A 17752-nucleotide genomic window follows, 5' to 3' on the forward strand; every position below is an offset into this window, starting at 1 on the left:
ATTCAGATTTAAATCAAGTGTCTAGATTTAACAGACCAATTGCCCCAATTCATCAGCAGCGCAGTGATTCAGATAACCTGATGTTAAATAGCGACTTAGTACACCACACGATGGGTTTTTCAATCGATTTGAAGCATTTAGATTCAAAAAATCATTCATTTATTTTTATACTGCTTACCTTTGCTGCAAAACTGGCCATTTATTAAGCTAATTTTTAATCAATTGAACCATATTCAAAATTCAATTAATTGCTTTTATTTATAATTCTACCTGTTAAATTCAGCTTGGCAAAAACGATGTAAGTTATGAGATTTATATAGTTTTAAGCATGCTCACCTTAATCTTTCACTATTTTCGCCCGCATTTCTTGCTAGGAAAAAACGCTTACAAATGCCCCAAGCAGTCTATTTTTTTCTGCACCTCTGCATCAATTTGACTTATTATAGAGGTTTGATGCTGTGATTTTACTGAACTTTTTATACTGAGCGAATGTGACTAAACTGCTGTGCGGCCGTCATTTTTCATCCATAAGTATAATTGACAAAATTTCAGTACTCACTAATCTTATAGCAAATTTTTGATCCGTCCGTTTTGTGCATTAAAAGATTGATAGACAAAGCGGATATACATTCACCAGGACAGGAGATCTATTGAATGTCTGAAGCAACTGGCAAGAAAGCCGTTTTACAGCTTGATGGCAAAGAAATTGAACTACCAATTTACAGCGGCACATTGGGCCCAGATGTAATCGACGTTAAAGATGTGTTGGCTGCAGGTCACTTTACTTTTGATCCTGGTTTTATGGCGACAGCTGCGTGCGAGTCTAAAATCACGTTCATCGATGGTAACAAAGGTGTACTTTTACACCGTGGCTACCCAATCGATCAATTGGCGACTAAAGCTGATTACCTGGAAACTTGCTATTTATTGTTAAATGGCGAACTTCCAACTGCTGAGCAAAAAGAAGAATTTGACGCTAAAGTACGTAACCATACGATGGTTCACGATCAAGTTAGCCGTTTCTACAATGGTTTCCGTCGTGATGCGCATCCTATGGCGATCATGGTAGGTGTGGTTGGTGCGTTGTCTGCGTTCTATCACAACAACCTTGACATCGAAGATGTGAACCACCGTGAAATCACTGCGATTCGTTTAATCGCGAAGATTCCTACGCTGGCGGCTTGGAGCTACAAGTACACCATTGGTCAACCATTCGTTTACCCACGTAATGACCTTGGTTATGCAGAAAACTTCCTGCACATGATGTTTGCTACTCCTGCAGATCGTGATTACAAAGTTGATCCAATCCTTGCAAAAGCAATGGACCGTATCTTCACGCTTCATGCTGACCACGAACAAAATGCGTCTACGTCTACCGTACGTTTAGCTGGTTCTACTGGTGCGAATCCATATGCATGTATTGCTGCGGGTATCTCTGCACTTTGGGGTCCTGCTCATGGCGGCGCGAACGAAGCTGTTCTTAAGATGCTTGACGAAATCGGCACTGTAGAAAACGTTGCTGGCTTCATGGAAAAAGTGAAGACTAAAGAAGTTAAACTGATGGGCTTTGGTCACCGAGTTTACAAAAACTTCGATCCACGCGCGAAAGTAATGAAAGAAACTTGTGACGAAGTTCTTGGTGCACTTGGCATCAATGATCCACAGCTTGCATTGGCTATGGAACTTGAACGTATCGCGCTTTCTGACGAATACTTCATCAAGCGTAACCTTTACCCGAACGTAGACTTCTACTCAGGTATCATCCTTAAAGCGATTGGTATCCCGACTGAAATGTTTACTGTGATCTTCGCGCTTGCACGTACTGTTGGCTGGATCAGCCACTGGTTAGAAATGCACAGCGGTCCTTACAAGATCGGTCGTCCTCGTCAACTTTACACTGGCGAAGTTCAACGCGATATCGTTCGTTAATTCGAACCGCGTCGAAAGACTTAAAAAAACCACCCTCTTGGGTGGTTTTTTTAGTGCTGACAAAAGCCTACAAAAAATTGACCTGAAACGTTTTAAAATGAATATATCAAAATCATATTCACGGATTAAGTCACCTAAAAACAGGATATATATTGAATGCTGTTGTATTTTCTGCTCTTTATTTTGAGATTGGTTCATTTTGAACAGTTTAAGTGCCGCAGTTTAACGCCTGGTGAAATCAAAATTTCCCAACAGGTATTTGGCAACCTGATCGATTATTCCCGCGTTAAAATCATGAATCACCCTTACCTACCTTGGCAATCCAAACATGTCATTATGGCGCCGAGTGGCTACATACATGTACGCAATTTAAATTATCGGGAAGATTATTCGCGCGAGAGTTTATCTTATCAGGCACTATTTATTCATGAGATGGCGCATATTTATCAACACCAATGTCAGATCAATGTGCTTTTAAAAGGGGCATTTTTACAAAGTGCTTATTTTCTCAGCTTGGGAAAATATAATCCGTACAAATATCAATTTAATCCCAACAAATCATTTTCAACCTACAATATTGAACAACAAGGCGATATTGCCCGGGATATTTTTCTAAAAAAAATTCCAAATATTATTTTAAATCCACAAATAAACAGATGATATTTAATCAGTTTAATTCCAAAAAATATAGATAAGGCATATTTTAAAAGCCGAAATTTCGACTTTAGCCTTTAAATCTATATACGCCTAGATGCATAAAAAATCAGCATATTTTCTAATTTTATATAATAACTTTTTCACTCAATGCCTGTTCTGCTAAATCAGCTCTAGCTTATCGATAAAATTTCGATAAAATAAGCCGGTATGATTATTTTGCATCGCACATTAAGATTCAATGATCATACGATAAAAAGTTTTTTTATTTAAGCCATTTGGCATTTTATGAATATCGAAGTGCACTCAACTGAATAATTAGAATTATAAAAATCAGTAATTTAGTGTATCAACCTATAGGAATAGGATTTACTTGGAATGAAAAGTTTTAAAATTGCGATTGCTCAATTCTCTCCACATGTGGGCAATCTGGATGCAAATACGCAAAAAATGATTGATCTGGCCAATCAGGCTAAAAAAGATAAAGCGGATCTGATTATCTTTCCTGAACTTTCAACGCTGGGCTATCCTGCAGAAGACTTATTAATTCGCCCAAGCTTGGTGAAACGCACCAAAGCGGCTTTTGAAAAACTGACTGAAGTAAAAGATATTGTCATGGTCTTTGGTTTTGTTAATCAAACTGAAGATGGTCAACGCTATAACTCGGCTGCTGTCATGAAAGATGGCGAAGTACTGGGTGTTTATAACAAGCAGGTGTTGCCAAACTATGGTGTATTTGATGAAAAGCGTTATTTTGGCGAAGGTCATCAGCATCTGGTATTTGAGTATCTTGGACATAAATTTGGCGTACTGATCTGTGAAGATGTCTGGTCTTTGGCCACTGTTCAGCAACTGGCAAAATTAAATATCGACACAGCTTTGGTACTGAATGCATCGCCATATGAAGTGGGTAAACCACAACATCGCATTGAAACCATGGTGGCCTTGGTCAAACAGCTGAATATCAATCTGGTGTACTGCAACCAGGTCGGTGGTCAGGATGACCTGATCTTTGACGGCACCAGCTTTGTGCTCAACAAATCTGGTGAGGTGGCTTTACAGGCACCAACTTTCCAGGAAAATCTGGCAATTGCAGAATTTAATGCTGAACAGCTGCAATTCAGCAAAGGCGCAATTGCACCTGCTTTAGACACCATGGCTGAGATTTATCAAAGTCTGGTCATGGCCACACGTGATTATGTACAGCGCTCTGGCTTCCCAGGTGTGATTCTGGGGCTGTCTGGCGGCATTGACTCTGCCCTGACTCTGGCGATTGCTGTAGATGCGCTTGGTGCAGACAAAGTTCAGGCTGTGATGATGCCTTATACTTACACCGCACAAATCAGTGTCGAAGATGCAGCGGCTCAGGCCAAAAATATGGGCGTGACTTTCGGTATTGCCGAAATCAATCCAGTGGTAAGCGGCTTTATGCAGGTGCTGTTCCCATTCTTTGGTAATGTTCCAGTCGATGCCACCGAGGAAAACCTGCAAGCACGTTCACGTGGCACCTTATTGATGGCCCTATCTAATAAATTCGGTAATCTGGTGTTGGCAACCGGTAATAAATCTGAACTAGCTGTCGGTTATTGCACCCTGTATGGCGATATGGTCGGTGGTTATGCGGTGCTGAAAGATGTGTATAAAACCATTGTGTTTGAACTGGCGAAATATCGTAACAGTATTTCTGAAACTCCAGTGATTCCAGAACGTGTGATTACCCGTCCACCTTCAGCAGAACTGCGTCCGGATCAGGTCGATCAAGACTCTTTACCTGCCTATGACATTCTAGATGCGATCTTGTATTCGTATATTGAAGAAGACATGAGCCAAGACGATATCATTGCCAAAGGCTTTGATGCTGAAGTCGTGAAGAAAGTGATTCGTCTGGTTGATATCAATGAGTACAAGCGCCGCCAAGGTGCCATTGGGCCACGTATCAGTTCACGTTCTTATGGCCGTGAGCGTCGTTATCCAATCGTGAATGGCTGGAAAGCAGGTAGCTAAATTCTGCTCTCAACGATATAAATCAGAATCGTCCAAGTGAATGCTTGGGCGATTTTTTTTATGCGGCAGTAAAATGAAGAATAGCCCCAACATTAAGAAGGAAAAATGATGTTTTGCGGAAACTGCAAAAATTAGTGGATGCTTCAAATATTTTTTATGGTTTTCAGTACTTTTTAAAAGACAAAAAAAGAGACCAAGCTGAGAGCTTGGTCTTTTAAAATGGTGGCTATGACGAGACTTGAACTTGTGACCCCCGCATTATGAGTGCGGTGCTCTAACCAACTGAGCTACATAGCCGTAAACTGTGTGCGCATTATCGTAATTTCAGCCTCTATCGTCAAGCATTTTAAAACACAAATGTTCAGTCTTTATGCAAATACAGAATAAACTTTTAAATTTTAAACAAAAAAGCTTTTTTTAGTATGTAATTCACGTATTCCTAGCACCCTTTAATTCTTCGAGGATTCACCAAATGTATAAAATCAAAATACTTATTTTACTCATTAGCCTTTCAAGCCTGAGTGCCTGCCAGATCATCTCGCCTATTTTCGTAGATTATAATGGTGTCAGACGTGATGTGGCACAGTGGATTAAACAGCAGCAACTGATGAGCATGCAGCAAAAACGGTCCTTGGCACAACTCAGCAGAGCACAGCAGAAAATCGAGCGCTATCCGGAATATGAGCAGCCTCAACGACTGGCGGTAACCCGGGAAAATCAGATTGCATTACATTGTGCGCGTTTACATGTAACAGAACATAAAATCCAGCAGCTACAGCAAAAAATTTATGCAGGTGAAACTCAAACAATTTTAAATCGCTATGAACAGCTGTCACCGCAAATAAAATTAGACCCCACCTCTATTCGATGTGATTAACTGACATTTTGAATAAATTCATTAATTACATATAAATTATTAACTTAGGCTAAATAAACAACTCGGTTCAAAAGCTCTAAACAGGTGCTTGATTCTTTAATCTATTAGACATTATACCTATGTATTTACTTGGTTTTATTTTTATACAATACAGGCTATGATCAAAGTATAAACAACTATTCGTACCCGGTTTAACGCGTCATAATTTTATAACTCTAAATTCCCCTTAGGAGAATTCTAATGCCTTTTGAACATATTTTAGTACCTGTTGACGGTTCAGAAACATCGTATGCTGCAGTGGATAAAGCTGTAGAAATTGCCAAAGCATTTAACAGTAAAGTCACAGTGGTTCAAGTGCTGGCACTGGACCCTTATATCGCTGCGGAATATATCTCTGCGGCACAAACCAATGACCTGATTGAACGTGCCCGCACTTCCATCCTGAAAACGCTGGATGAAGCCAAAGCAAAATTCTCTGGTGCCGGTGTTGAAGTGGATACACAGCTCCTTGAGGGTCAGGTGATTTATAGCGAGATTGTCAAAGCAGCTAAAGATTTAAATTCTGACCTGATCGTGATTGGTTCTCATGGCCGTACTGGCTTTAAAAAACTGTTCCTTGGCAGCGTAGCGCAAAGCATTTTAGGCCAAGCAGATATTCCAGTGATGGTGATTCGCAACTAAATAAGCCTTAAAATCCCCACTTTTCACCAAGTGGGGACTTTTTTATATCTCGACCAGACCATCCCATTGATAGCATTTTAAATCCACGCGATCACCTTTAAGAAAAATTCCTTCCTGCATAAGTTTTTGCTGCTGGATATTCTGGCCATGTTCGTCCAGTTGCTTCACACTGATTTTCGCTTGAGCATTGATCACCCGATACCAGGGAATATCGGTGTCCGCATTTAGATGACTTAGCACCCGACCGACTAATCGCGCATGTTTGGGCAAACCTGCCAGTCTGGCAATCTGTCCGTAGGTGGCAACTTTGGCATATGGAATCTGATTGACCACAGCCAAAATCATTTCTGCCATTTCCTGACTGGCGGAACTTGTCTTGCTGATTTTCATCTCATTAATAGCTCATCTAAGTAAAAGATCACACCTCAACCTATCCATGAAAAGCTAGATGGGAATAATCAAGCCTGATTAAAAGACGTTGATTCAAGCTCTCTTATCTCACTATAAAAACCAGTCCAGCAGCATCTTGATCTTTTAAGTTTTATCTTTAGAAATTATCCGGATTTTCTAAGCGTTTTACTTCCTGAACCTTATCTGGATGATGCACCGTGGCGACACCATCTGCATCTTTCTGATCAATCAGAATCTCTGGCTGAAAGATAGTAATAGTCTCATTTCCTTTGGCATCTTCTCCAACAATATAGCGAAAACCCTTACGATTCATTTTATGACACATGCGTTGATACCAGCCTTTAAAGCCCTGCGTCTCTTCATTGGGATTATAATAAAACGCATTCATCACCGCAGGCAGGCCCAAGCCACATACCACACCGGACAATAGCACTACAATAAAGGTATAGCCCACCAGAATACTGCTATAGGCTTCCAGCTGAGGAACATTGGCGACCGCCAGAATTAAGGCCAAAGAAATCCCGCCCCGTACTCCGCCCCAAGACAGGATGGTCAAACTGCCGTTATAGCTTTTCTTGCTGACTTTTGGGAACATGGCAAAGGCCAGATAGTTGGCTGCAAAACGGGCCAGATGTAGAATCACAAAAGCCACCATTCCGCCCAGAACCAGACTGGTACTCAAGTCCAGAATAAACAATTCTAGACCAATCAGGGTAAACAGGAATGAATTGATAATTCCCTCAACCGTATGCCAGAAATGATTAACGTCACCAATTTCAGCATCTGCCAGGATTTCTTTCCATTTATTGCCAACAATCAAACCACCAATCACACAGGCAATTGGCGCGGAAGCATGTGCCAGCAAAGCCACCAGATAGGAACCACAAGCCAGCAAGGCCGTGGTCAAAATCAGAGATTCCATTTCATGCTTACCGCGCAAAATCCGCAAGATCGCAAAACCGAATCCGAGACCAATCAGCACCGCCACGACAATTTCATAAAGCAAGGTTTGCAGCACTGCCAGTACCGTAAAGTTTTCACCTTGCAGAACATTGAGCAAGGTCATAAATAAGGCAATACACATTGCATCATTAAACAGTGATTCGCCTTCAAGCTTGACAATCAAATGATGCGGTGCGCGAACCGAACTCAATACGCCTTTGATGCCGATCGGATCTGTGGCGCCCAAAGCCGCCCCTAGCAAGAGCAAAACCAGAAGGTCAACATGTTTACCAATCAGGAACTGATAACCATACAACACCACACCAAAGAACACTGCACAGAACACCAAAGCCAGACCAGCCAAAATACTGATCGGCCGCCAGTGGTTACGCAAATCTGAGACCTTAAACTTCAGCGCAGATGAAGTCAGGATAAAACAGATCACACCATTGATCAGAAAATCATAGAAATCGACGTGACGAACAGCCTGCTCGATATTGTCAATATTGATGCTAAAGAATGGATTACCATGCAGTAAACTGGCGCCCCACTGCAAAATGAAAACAAAGATTGCAGAGACAATAGGGACACCGATCGCTTGCGGAAAGCCTAAAACGCGCTTATTAAACATGGTCGTGGCAATAGACAGAGCAAAGACCACCGTGAGTAGCTGAAGAAAAAAGAAATTTCCCATTCGGTTTCCTAAAATCGGGCGATATGGAGCACTATGCGCCGAGAGGTGTTGTTAAAATAGAGATTTAAATAGCAAGGTATTCTGGCAAAACAAGTTTAGTCCGCTTTTTTATCGAATTGAGTTAAGTTTCTTTTCAGTATTTTCGAATGATGATTTAACATACAGATCAGCACTCGGCTTTTGCTTTCCCATCATTCTATTTTGAATTTTTCTCCCATGCATCAAACTGTCAAAACCATTTTTCGTCTCTGTTTTGCCAGCGTGATTTTTCTGATCACGTTGTCCTTATGTTTTACCTGCTTTGCTAAAATTCAGGAAATTCTGCAAGCAGAACAGCATTATCAGCAAGCCACCAGCATTCCCTTAAAAAGTACAGCCGGCGAACAGTATGTATTGGTGTCCAATAACCAGCGACCAGACAATGCAATTTTTATTCTGATTGCAGGAAATGGTTATGTGGCCAAAATCAACTGTGAACATTACAGCGCTTTATGTAGCGATGAAGACAATCAATCGCATACCCGTCAAATCCAGACTGTTGACTTAATCAAAGCGGGAAATCTGTTCTATATTGAAAAAATCCAGTTCAGAGATAGCCGAACCGGCAAAGCAACTGCTTTAGAATATAACAAACAAGAAATTCAGCAGTTTTATCAAAATGACATGAGCAACCTCAAATATACAGTCTTTGCAATTGCACTGTTTGCTTTGGCTGCATTATTTGTCAGTATCAAGATATTAAGAAACTTCCGGCGTTTTCTGCATAAATAAAAAAAGGAGCATCTGCTCCTTTTTTTATCGAAGTCATTTAAATATTTTGATTAAAGGTATCACAATTCGCAACTTGACCGGATTTCAAGCCGGTGTTAAACCATTGTACCCGCTGCGCGCTGCTGCCATGGGTAAAGCTGTCCGGCACCACCTGCCCGCGAGCACGTTTCTGTAAATAATCATCGCCAATTTTATGGGCGGCATCCATCGCTTCCTGCACATCACCCTGTTCCAGAAATTGGGTACGTTCATGATTATGGTAAGCCCAAACGCCGGCCAGACAGTCTGCCTGCAATTCCTGACGCACTGAAAGCTGATTACTTTGCACTTCGCTTGCTTGCTGACGTGCTTGCTGTACTTGAGAAGAAATACCTAAAATCGTCTGGATATGATGCCCCACTTCATGGGCCACGACATAGGCCAGCGCAAAATCCCCCGCCTGATCATTACGGGAAAGTTCGGTGGCATTCTGTTCTCCGGTAATGCCCATTTGGGTACGCATATCTTTAAAGAATGCAGTATCGATATACACTTTCTGGTCTGTCGGGCAGTAGAAAGGCCCCATCGCCGCCTGAGCAGTACCACAACCAGAATTCACGATGCCGTTAAACAACACCAGTTTCGGTGGAACATACTGCTGATTTAACTGCTGCTGAAACACCTGATTCCAGGTATCTTCAGTATCTGCCAATACAGTTCCAACAAAATCAATCGACTCCTGCTGTTCTGGCGTGGGATTTTCTAGGCCACGTGTTTCTGCCGCACCCGATACCCCCTGAGTGACCTGCTTGGTGGTTTGATAAGCCTGTTGTGGATCGACACCGAAAAACTTCCAGGCCACAAAGGCCACAATCAATCCAACAATACTGATTCCGCCAGCTTTGGCACCACCACCACGACGGTCTTCTACATTGCTACTGACACGACGACCTTTCCAACGCATAGTCTTTTCCTTTTCTTAATCTGCTTAATATCCAGATATTTCCACACCTTAAGCTTTTGATGATTTAGGCCAGATTTTCTTAATCAGGCTGATGACCAGCATGACCAGCAGACCCGCTAAAATTCCTACTGCGAAATTAATCAAGGTCGGTGTTACGGCACCGACAATGTTGCCAATGCTGGGAATATCCTGCACATAAGCAACACTGTCTTCAGTAAAGTGATGAATAAAAGGAATTGCATGGTTAATAATTCCACCGCCCACCAGAAACATCGCAGCGGTCCCAACAATGGAGAGAATTTTCATTAAGATCGGGGCAAATGCCAACAAGCCACGTCCTATTTTTTGTTTAAAATCGGACTGCTGTTCAGTCAGATGCAGACCGATATCATCCAGTTTGACAATCAGCGCAACAAAACCATAAACACCAATGGTCATCACCACCGCGATCAGGCTTAAAACAGTCACTTTGGTCAGCATCGAGGCTGCGGCGACCGTTCCCAAAGTAATCACGATAATTTCAGCAGACAGGATAAAGTCAGTGCGAATAGCACCTTTGACTTTTTCATTTTCAAACTGGTGCAAATCCATTTCTGTATGAATCAATTGCTCACGCGCCTGTTCCGCGTCCTTGGCCTTCGGTGTATGCAAGGTATGAATAATTTTTTCCACGCCTTCATAACATAGGAACAAACCACCCAGCACCAACAAGGGATTAATCAGCCAGCCTGCAATAAAGCTGATTAATAATGCCAGCGGCACCAAAATCAGTTTATTAACAAAAGAACCTTTGGCAACTTTCCAGACCACCGGTAATTCACGATCAGCCCGCACACCTGTCACTTGCTGCGCATTTAAAGCCAGATCATCACCAAGGACGCCTGCTGTTTTTTTTGCTGCCATTTTGCTCATGACAGCGACATCATCCAGAACAGTAGCAATATCATCTAATAATAGTAATAAACTGCTCGCCATACTTATTATCCTTATCTTCTTTCCAGATAGTTTAATCAAAATTCTTAAAAATATTGTATTCACTTGTTTAATTTATAAGATTTTTTTACGACAGCTTTTTTTCTGGCTGACAATCAAAAACAGAATGCCGTACAATGTTGCCATTCGTTAAAATACAGCTGTAGTACTGACTACCCTTTGGAATAGATAATGAGTAATCAAGATAATCGTCCAGTGATCTTGACGGGCGACCGTCCTACCGGACAACTCCACCTCGGCCACTTTGTGGGTTCATTACGCTCTCGTGTAGGTCTGCAAGATTCTCACCATCAACACTTGTTACTCGCCGATGCTCAAGCCCTAACTGATAATGCGGACAATTTTGAAAAAGTACGTCGTAACATTATTGAAGTGGCGACGGATTATCTGGCTGTCGGTATTGATCCAACTAAAACCACAATTTGTGTTCAGTCATGCTTACCTGCCTTAAATGAACTGACCATGCTATATCTCAACTTTGTGACTGTTTCACGTCTTGAGCGTAACCCGACCATTAAATCTGAAATCCAGATGCGTGGTTTTGAGCGTGATATTCCAGCCGGCTTCTTGTGCTACCCGGTTGCTCAAGCTGCTGACATTACAGCATTTAAGGCAACGGTTGTTCCTGTGGGTGAAGATCAAATTCCAATGATCGAACAGACCAACGAAATCGTGCGTCGTTTAAACCGTCAAATTGGTCATGACCTGCTACCAGAATGTAAGGCACTTCTTTCCAATGTTGGTCGCCTACCTGGTTTTGATGGTAAAGCAAAAATGTCGAAATCTTTGGGCAATACCATTGTGCTAGATGCAACAGATAAAGATATTAAGAAAGCCGTCAATGCCATGTATACCGATCCGAATCACTTACGTATTGAAGATCCAGGTCAGGTCGAAGGCAACGTGGTATTCACCTATCTAGATGCCTTCGATCCAAATAAAGAAGAGCTGGAAGAACTTAAAGCCCATTATCGTCGTGGTGGTTTAGGCGATGGTACAGTGAAAAAACGTCTGGAAAGCATTTTAAAAGAATTGATCGGTCCAATTCGTGAGCGTCGTATTGAACTGGCTAAAGATCCGGATTACATCATGGATATTCTAAAAACTGGTACGGATAAATGTCGCGATATTACCCAGGCGACACTGGATGAAGTTAAATCTGGCCTCGGCGTATTCCATTTTTAATTAGAAAAAATTGCTCTTAAAAGCTCTTCTGATGAAGAGCTTTTTTATTTAAGCTAAAATTGCGCAAAAATGATGCAAATATCCCCACATAATCTTCATAGTTTTAACCTTATTTAACATGTATTAACATGAATACTGATGAGTCATATGAGAATGCGTCCTATTATGGTCATATTCAGTAAGGAATCAGATTTAACTCTCTCCACAGTTAATTTTGAAATAGTTTGAAAAAACATTCCTTTTTCTACGCAATGACAACCCCAATCATTGCGTTTTTTTTGCTTATAGTTTTTTAAAATGATAAAAAAATCCTGCGTTTAAGCAGGATTTAATCATGGCTAAGAATTAATAACTGAACAAGCCTTTTTCTAATGGTATTTCGATACCTAAAGAAACTCCGCTATCTCGACCATTTACCTTTGAATCACCGACCCATGCATTAATTTTAAGCGGCATTTCTGGACGTATATAATGTGACCAGGTCAAATCCAGTGCTTTAATCTCATCATTAAAAGCAAAAGCAGCATTATTAACAGCGGCAAATTCTGATTGATTCACATCAGCAAAAAGTATACGCCCTGATAAGCGGTTCATAAAATCAATACGAATATCTCCACCCACGGAAATCATCTGCGCATCGCCACCTAAAGCATGTGCTAGAGGATAACCATGCTGATAAAAACCGTCTGTATAATTCGTATGGTTGTAGGAAATGCCTTGAACCTTGCCATTAGTCCGCGTATCTGCCCATTCTGTGTAGAGCTGATATGGCATATTTTTTACAGTGGAAGAATAGTCAATTCCAGCCAAATACATTTTTTTTGCAGGTAAGCCCCCAGCCTCATCCTCTCCTACATATTGAGCATATAGACCTACCGGAATTTGGGTAAGAGAAAATAAATTTAACCGCGCATCGAAGCCGGCAATCTGGTTAGATGGGTCTGGTTCACCTGTACCCCCATTATCTTTACTACCCACAAAAGCATCCCACAGCGAACTTAAACTTTCAGGTCGTCCTTCCCCACCCCACTGAATCGCACGCGAGGCACCAAGCTCTAAATAAGGTAAAGGCTGTGCTGTAACACGCAAACCAATCAATTTGGCGTCTGGAACTGCGCTATAGTCATCGAGTTGACCCGCAAAAGCCTGATACTGCCACGGGCCAATCCAAGATAACCATTTATTTTCAAATGCTGTCTGTTCTGCACGTTGAACTGTAAAGCCATAGACTGGACGGCTGGCATCACCACGAATTAAGCTGCCATCATGGCCTGGCCCCCAATAAGTTGGAATCTGCCCAGCAATCAACCATTGATTCCAAAGTTTCCCCGCCAGATAAGAACCTTCAAGATTTACATCTTGATCATTATCAATTTGTGGATCTTTTTCAGCATTCACCCTGATTTTGGCATCCCAGTTTGTACTGCCAGCATTAAACTCTAAAGCTGCGTGATATTGTGCTTTTTGCTGATCCCCGAAAGCCTGTGGAATATTTTTTTGATCGGTTTCTGCAAATACACCCAATTTTAGCTGTTGATTATCTGCCTTTAGTTTAGCCAGAACCGAATCGATTACACGCTGCTGTACAGTATTGCTGATCTGCGCATTTGATAAGGCTCGTTGAATTTCATCCCCACTCAGTGGCCAGGTTGAGGTACTGATTTGAATAACCCCTTGCTGGTTTAACCAGTTCAGGTCAGCACGCAAATTTGCATCATTTAGAACCAGACCTTGAGCAAAAGCAGGAAGAGCAAGCGTAGTCAGTAACACACTCAATAATGTTTTTTTTAGCAACATGGGATGAATATTCTCAAGTTTATTTTCTGCTTCACCTTAATCGTTCCTATGTTAATTTTCAACGATTAAACTGTTGTTTTTTACTCAAGCTTTCAGATGTATCGACAAAAAATAACCCACACAATGGTGGGCTATTTTGAATTCAGCATTTAAGCATTTTTATGACGCATATGCGGGAACAAGATCACATCGCGGATACTCGCTGCATTGGCAAAGATCATTACCAGACGGTCAATACCAATACCCTCACCTGCTGTTGGAGGAAGACCGTATTCTAGTGCTTCGACAAAGTCTGCATCGTAATGCATCGCTTCATCATCACCAGCATCTTTTTCAGCAACCTGTGCCTGGAATCGTTCAGCCTGATCGATTGGATCATTTAATTCCGAGAAGCCATTTGCCAACTCACGGCCACCGATGAAGAATTCAAAACGGTCGGTAATGTGTGGATTGTGATCATTACGGCGTGCCAATGGAGAAGTTTCCGCTGGATATTCAGTAATGAACGTCGGCTGACGCAATTTGGTTTCTACGGTTTCTTCAAATACCATGGTTTGCAGTTTGCCCAGACCAAAACCTGGTTTCACTTGCTCTTTCAATTCTTCCTGAAGGAATTTTGCCAGGAACTCACGGTCATTGACATTTTCAGGAGTAAATTGCGGGTTATTTTCCAGAATCGCATCGAACATTGAAATTTTCTTGAATGGCCCTTTGAAGCTATATACTTCATCGCCATAAGGCACGTCAGTCGTACCCAAGATATCAATCGCCAGACGCTCCAGCATTTGCTCGGTCAATTCCATCAAGTCTTTGTAATCTGCATACGCCTGGTAGAATTCGATCATGGTGAATTCAGGGTTGTGACGGGTAGAAACACCTTCGTTACGGAAGTTACGGTTAATTTCAAACACACGTTCAAAACCGCCGACCACCAAACGCTTTAAGTAAAGCTCTGGCGCAATACGCAAGAACAGCGACATGTCCAGTGCATTATGATGTGTTTCGAAAGGACGTGCCGATGCACCGCCTGGAATCACATGCATCATTGGCGTTTCAACTTCCATATAGCGCTTTTCAGTCAGGAAGGCACGGATACCCGCCACAACTTTGGCACGAATTTCAAAAGTTTTACGTGTTTCTTCGTTAACGATCAGATCAAGATAACGTTTACGATACTTTACTTCAGTATCGTTCAAACCATGGAACTTGTCTGGAAGCGGACGTAATGATTTGGTCAGTAATTCAAAATGTTCGATGTGTACATACAAATCGCCTTTACCTGAACGACCGATATAACCTTCGACTGCGATGATATCGCCAAGGTCCAGACCTTTAATGGTAGCCAGGACATCTTCAGCGAGTTCTTTACGCGCTACATATAGCTGGATACGACCTGTCATGTCCTGGATCACAATAAATGAACCACGGTTCAACATCACTCGACCGGCAACTTTGACGTAGACCTTTTCGCCTGCTTCAATTTCTTCTTTAGATTTATCAGCGAACTGGTCTTGTAAATCTTGGGCATAATGCTCACGCTTAAAGGTATTCGGCCATGGGCTCTTACCTGTTTCTTGTGCCTGAGCTTCGATTTGCTTTAACTTGGCATGACGCTGTGCAATTAAATCGTTTTCGGAAATGATTTGTTCAGAAGTCGATTGAGCGTTAGTTTGCGTCATCTCTGCCTCGAATAAGATTAGTTAAAAAATAGAAGTTGCATAGAATAGCAGAAATCCTTCTCAAATCGTAGCGTAAACACTCTCAGGAACCGGCTTTTCTTTGGAAAAATCCACTATTTTGCTATTTACACCATTCGGTTCTGTCCGTCTGTCACTCTTTTAAATTCCCTTTCTTCAACCTTATTGCAGCACCCAGCTGCTCTCAGTTGGGATTAAAGTCTAAAACAGACAGGTCTTATATAAAATCATTGCACTGCAAAACTGTGGCTTAGACCAATAGCTAACTGCCTTGTACACCCAGACGTTCTACAATGACGCTCAGATTGAAGATGATGTGCCAATCAACAAATAACCAATATGGCATGTCCCATAAAAATGAGTAATGAACTATGTCTAAGATTTTGTTTTTACATGGCTTAGATTCCTCCAGAGAATCCACCAAGTTCCATGCCATTGATGTGGTACATAAATACTGTATCGATGTCGATTATCGAAATCTGAGTTATAGTTCGGTCACCGAGTTTTATCATGAGATGATTGAAACCATCAAACCGGATATTCTGGTCGGCCACAGTCTTGGCGGTTATTGGGCACTGAAAATGTCACAAGCGTATCAAATTCCATGTGTAGTGGCCAATCCCATTTTGCAGCCTAACTTCCGCGATGATTATCCGCCGATTGGGCATCACGATTTACAGCATGATATTCCTCAGTTTGCCTATCTGGAGCTGGGCGATGAAATTCTGGATATGCATGCGGTTCAGATACAACTTGAAGACTATATGCAAATTCAGGCAGTTGATGGCGGCCATCATCGTCTGGAACATCCTGAGCAAATTAATACACTGATTCAGGAAATCGAAGATCATTTTATCAGGCAATAAAAAAGCCCCACAATTTTGGGGCTTTTTTTAAATGTATAACTTAAGCAACTGCCGCTTCAGGCTGAGATTTGTCATCCAGCACTGACCAGATATCCAGGCCTAATTCAGCATGCAGGTCAGGAAGATCAAGGAAGATACTTGCGCCAAGTACTTCATGTTGACATTTTTGAGCCAGTTCATTTACAGCTTTTAAGGTTCCACCAGTTGCCAGAACATCATCCACAATAATTACTTTCTGGGACTGAACTTCCGCAGACATTTCTAAACGATCCAGACCATATTCCAGGCTATAACCCACACCGACCACTGGAGGTGGCAATTTACCTGCTTTACGCACCAACAATAAGCCTTTGCCTGTACGTTGTGCCAACAAGCTTGCCAACACAAAACCACGCGCTTCAACCGCAATAAAGCTTTCTACTTCTGCCAGTTTGTCAGCAGGAATACTGGCAATCAAAGCGTCAGTCAATGGACCAATATTGCTCATGAAAAGTGGGGTCAAATCAAAGAAGCAAATTCCTGGTTTTGGAAAATCTTGGACCGTACGAATGTGAGACCACAAAGAAGTAGACAAATTGCTCATGGGAGATCTTAAAAAAAGAAAAGGAATATGGGAATTTTAAACCTATTTGAATAGAACGGACAAGCCAAGCTGCCTAATAAAAACTCGGAATTTAATTATAAGATATTGATTTTATTATATTGATTTATTTTAAAAAAATTTAATCCAGACTTCACTAATTTTAAATTACCTAAAAACTCAAGTTTTAACTGCTCGACTTTGGTCTATCCCACAAGATAAACGCTCATTTTTGCCATTGTCAGCTTTTTATTCTTTAACCGTCTGCGCTAGAAAAGCTGATTGGCGTGATTTTCTGATAAATGAGGAATGTGTCGTCTATTCTGCTGCTAATTTCGCTGATTAAGCTTTTATTCACTTTACTTTCTGAATAGAACTGCGTAAAAATTTAGCCAAATATGTTCACTGTTAAAAAGTCATATTCTTTTAGAGTCTTGCCTTTTATGGATTTTAAGCTGACGCCTACAGTTGCTCAGTTTTGGAGAGTTACATGAGAAAGTTTCAATGCATCGTATGTGGATGGATTTATGACGAGGCAGAAGGTTGGCCTCAAGACGGGATCGTGGCAGGCACCAAATGGGAAGATATCCCCGATGACTGGACCTGTCCAGATTGCGGCGTGTCTAAAGTCGATTTCGAAATGATCGAAGTCTAATCACGTCCAGTTAAAGGCTATATCCATATGGTCTTTTTTTATGCCTTTCAATCATTTATACAGCATGGAGCTC

The 17752-nt window shown here is 41.5% G+C and carries 16 protein-coding genes and 1 tRNA gene; 9 read left to right on the forward strand and 8 right to left on the reverse strand.

Annotated elements, in window-relative coordinates; all coding sequences use genetic code 11:
* Positions 1-654 precede the first annotated feature (654 nt).
* From gltA to NI470_RS06940, 3 genes are all read left to right on the forward strand, one after another.
* Complete coding sequence (gene gltA / locus NI470_RS06930) at positions 655-1929, forward strand: citrate synthase (RefSeq protein ID WP_004279429.1); 1275 nt, start codon at positions 655-657, stop codon at positions 1927-1929.
* Between the two features lie 156 nt (positions 1930-2085).
* Positions 2086-2589 carry a hypothetical protein gene (locus NI470_RS06935; RefSeq protein WP_253148027.1) on the forward strand — a complete coding sequence of 168 codons (504 nt, stop codon included), beginning with the start codon at positions 2086-2088 and terminating at the stop codon, positions 2587-2589.
* A gap of 372 nt (positions 2590-2961) precedes the next feature.
* Positions 2962-4587 (forward strand): NAD+ synthase, encoded by a 1626-nt coding sequence (locus tag NI470_RS06940; RefSeq protein ID WP_253148028.1) that lies wholly within the window; start codon positions 2962-2964, stop codon positions 4585-4587.
* Positions 4588-4807: 220 nt separating this feature from the next.
* On the opposite strand, the gene NI470_RS06945 is transcribed toward NI470_RS06940, so the two are convergent.
* Positions 4808-4884 (reverse strand) — tRNA-Met (locus NI470_RS06945).
* Positions 4885-5059: 175 nt separating this feature from the next.
* Between NI470_RS06945 and NI470_RS06950 the strand changes: the two genes are divergently transcribed.
* Complete coding sequence (locus NI470_RS06950; RefSeq protein WP_005104646.1) at positions 5060-5464, forward strand: hypothetical protein; 405 nt, start codon at positions 5060-5062, stop codon at positions 5462-5464.
* A gap of 240 nt (positions 5465-5704) precedes the next feature.
* Complete coding sequence (locus NI470_RS06955; RefSeq protein ID WP_004279425.1) at positions 5705-6145, forward strand: universal stress protein; 441 nt, start codon at positions 5705-5707, stop codon at positions 6143-6145.
* A gap of 42 nt (positions 6146-6187) precedes the next feature.
* On the opposite strand, the gene NI470_RS06960 is transcribed toward NI470_RS06955, so the two are convergent.
* Both NI470_RS06960 and NI470_RS06965 read right to left on the reverse strand, forming a co-directional pair.
* Positions 6188-6535 (reverse strand): MGMT family protein, encoded by a 348-nt coding sequence (locus NI470_RS06960; protein ID WP_253148029.1) that lies wholly within the window; start codon positions 6533-6535, stop codon positions 6188-6190.
* A gap of 157 nt (positions 6536-6692) precedes the next feature.
* Entirely contained in the window at positions 6693-8192 is a 1500-nt protein-coding gene (locus tag NI470_RS06965; protein WP_071850584.1) for a cation:proton antiporter, read from the reverse strand.
* A 216-nt stretch (positions 8193-8408) separates the two neighbouring features.
* Here NI470_RS06965 and NI470_RS06970 point away from each other — a divergent pair, with 216 nt between their 5' ends.
* Positions 8409-8963, forward strand: coding sequence for a hypothetical protein (locus tag NI470_RS06970; RefSeq protein WP_071850583.1), 555 nt, complete (start codon positions 8409-8411; stop codon positions 8961-8963).
* A gap of 37 nt (positions 8964-9000) precedes the next feature.
* On the opposite strand, the gene ypfJ is transcribed toward NI470_RS06970, so the two are convergent.
* Complete coding sequence (ypfJ, locus tag NI470_RS06975) at positions 9001-9906, reverse strand: KPN_02809 family neutral zinc metallopeptidase (protein WP_004279421.1); 906 nt, start codon at positions 9904-9906, stop codon at positions 9001-9003.
* A gap of 48 nt (positions 9907-9954) precedes the next feature.
* Positions 9955-10881 (reverse strand): DUF808 domain-containing protein, encoded by a 927-nt coding sequence (locus tag NI470_RS06980; RefSeq protein ID WP_004646278.1) that lies wholly within the window; start codon positions 10879-10881, stop codon positions 9955-9957.
* Between the two features lie 189 nt (positions 10882-11070).
* On the opposite strand from NI470_RS06980, the gene trpS reads away from it, so the two are divergent.
* Positions 11071-12084, forward strand: a complete 1014-nt coding sequence (gene trpS, locus NI470_RS06985; RefSeq protein ID WP_004279419.1) for a tryptophan--tRNA ligase — start codon at positions 11071-11073, stop codon at positions 12082-12084.
* A gap of 345 nt (positions 12085-12429) precedes the next feature.
* Here trpS and NI470_RS06990 read toward each other — a convergent pair whose 3' ends face one another.
* Both NI470_RS06990 and lysS read right to left on the reverse strand, forming a co-directional pair.
* Entirely contained in the window at positions 12430-13881 is a 1452-nt protein-coding gene (locus NI470_RS06990; RefSeq protein ID WP_253148030.1) for a capsule assembly Wzi family protein, read from the reverse strand.
* Positions 13882-14030: 149 nt separating this feature from the next.
* Positions 14031-15560, reverse strand: coding sequence for a lysine--tRNA ligase (lysS, locus tag NI470_RS06995; RefSeq protein ID WP_071850582.1), 1530 nt, complete (start codon positions 15558-15560; stop codon positions 14031-14033).
* Positions 15561-15949: 389 nt separating this feature from the next.
* Here lysS and NI470_RS07000 point away from each other — a divergent pair, with 389 nt between their 5' ends.
* Entirely contained in the window at positions 15950-16444 is a 495-nt protein-coding gene (locus NI470_RS07000) for a YqiA/YcfP family alpha/beta fold hydrolase (protein WP_253148031.1), read from the forward strand.
* Between the two features lie 40 nt (positions 16445-16484).
* On the opposite strand, the gene NI470_RS07005 is transcribed toward NI470_RS07000, so the two are convergent.
* Positions 16485-17027 (reverse strand): adenine phosphoribosyltransferase, encoded by a 543-nt coding sequence (locus NI470_RS07005; protein ID WP_044111616.1) that lies wholly within the window; start codon positions 17025-17027, stop codon positions 16485-16487.
* Between the two features lie 487 nt (positions 17028-17514).
* Between NI470_RS07005 and rubA the strand changes: the two genes are divergently transcribed.
* Positions 17515-17679, forward strand: a complete 165-nt coding sequence (gene rubA / locus NI470_RS07010) for a rubredoxin RubA (protein ID WP_004279415.1) — start codon at positions 17515-17517, stop codon at positions 17677-17679.
* Positions 17680-17752 lie beyond the last annotated feature (73 nt).

The organism is Acinetobacter lwoffii, assembly GCF_024129115.1.
In the GTDB taxonomy this organism is placed as follows: Bacteria; Pseudomonadota; Gammaproteobacteria; order Pseudomonadales; family Moraxellaceae; genus Acinetobacter; species Acinetobacter lwoffii_T.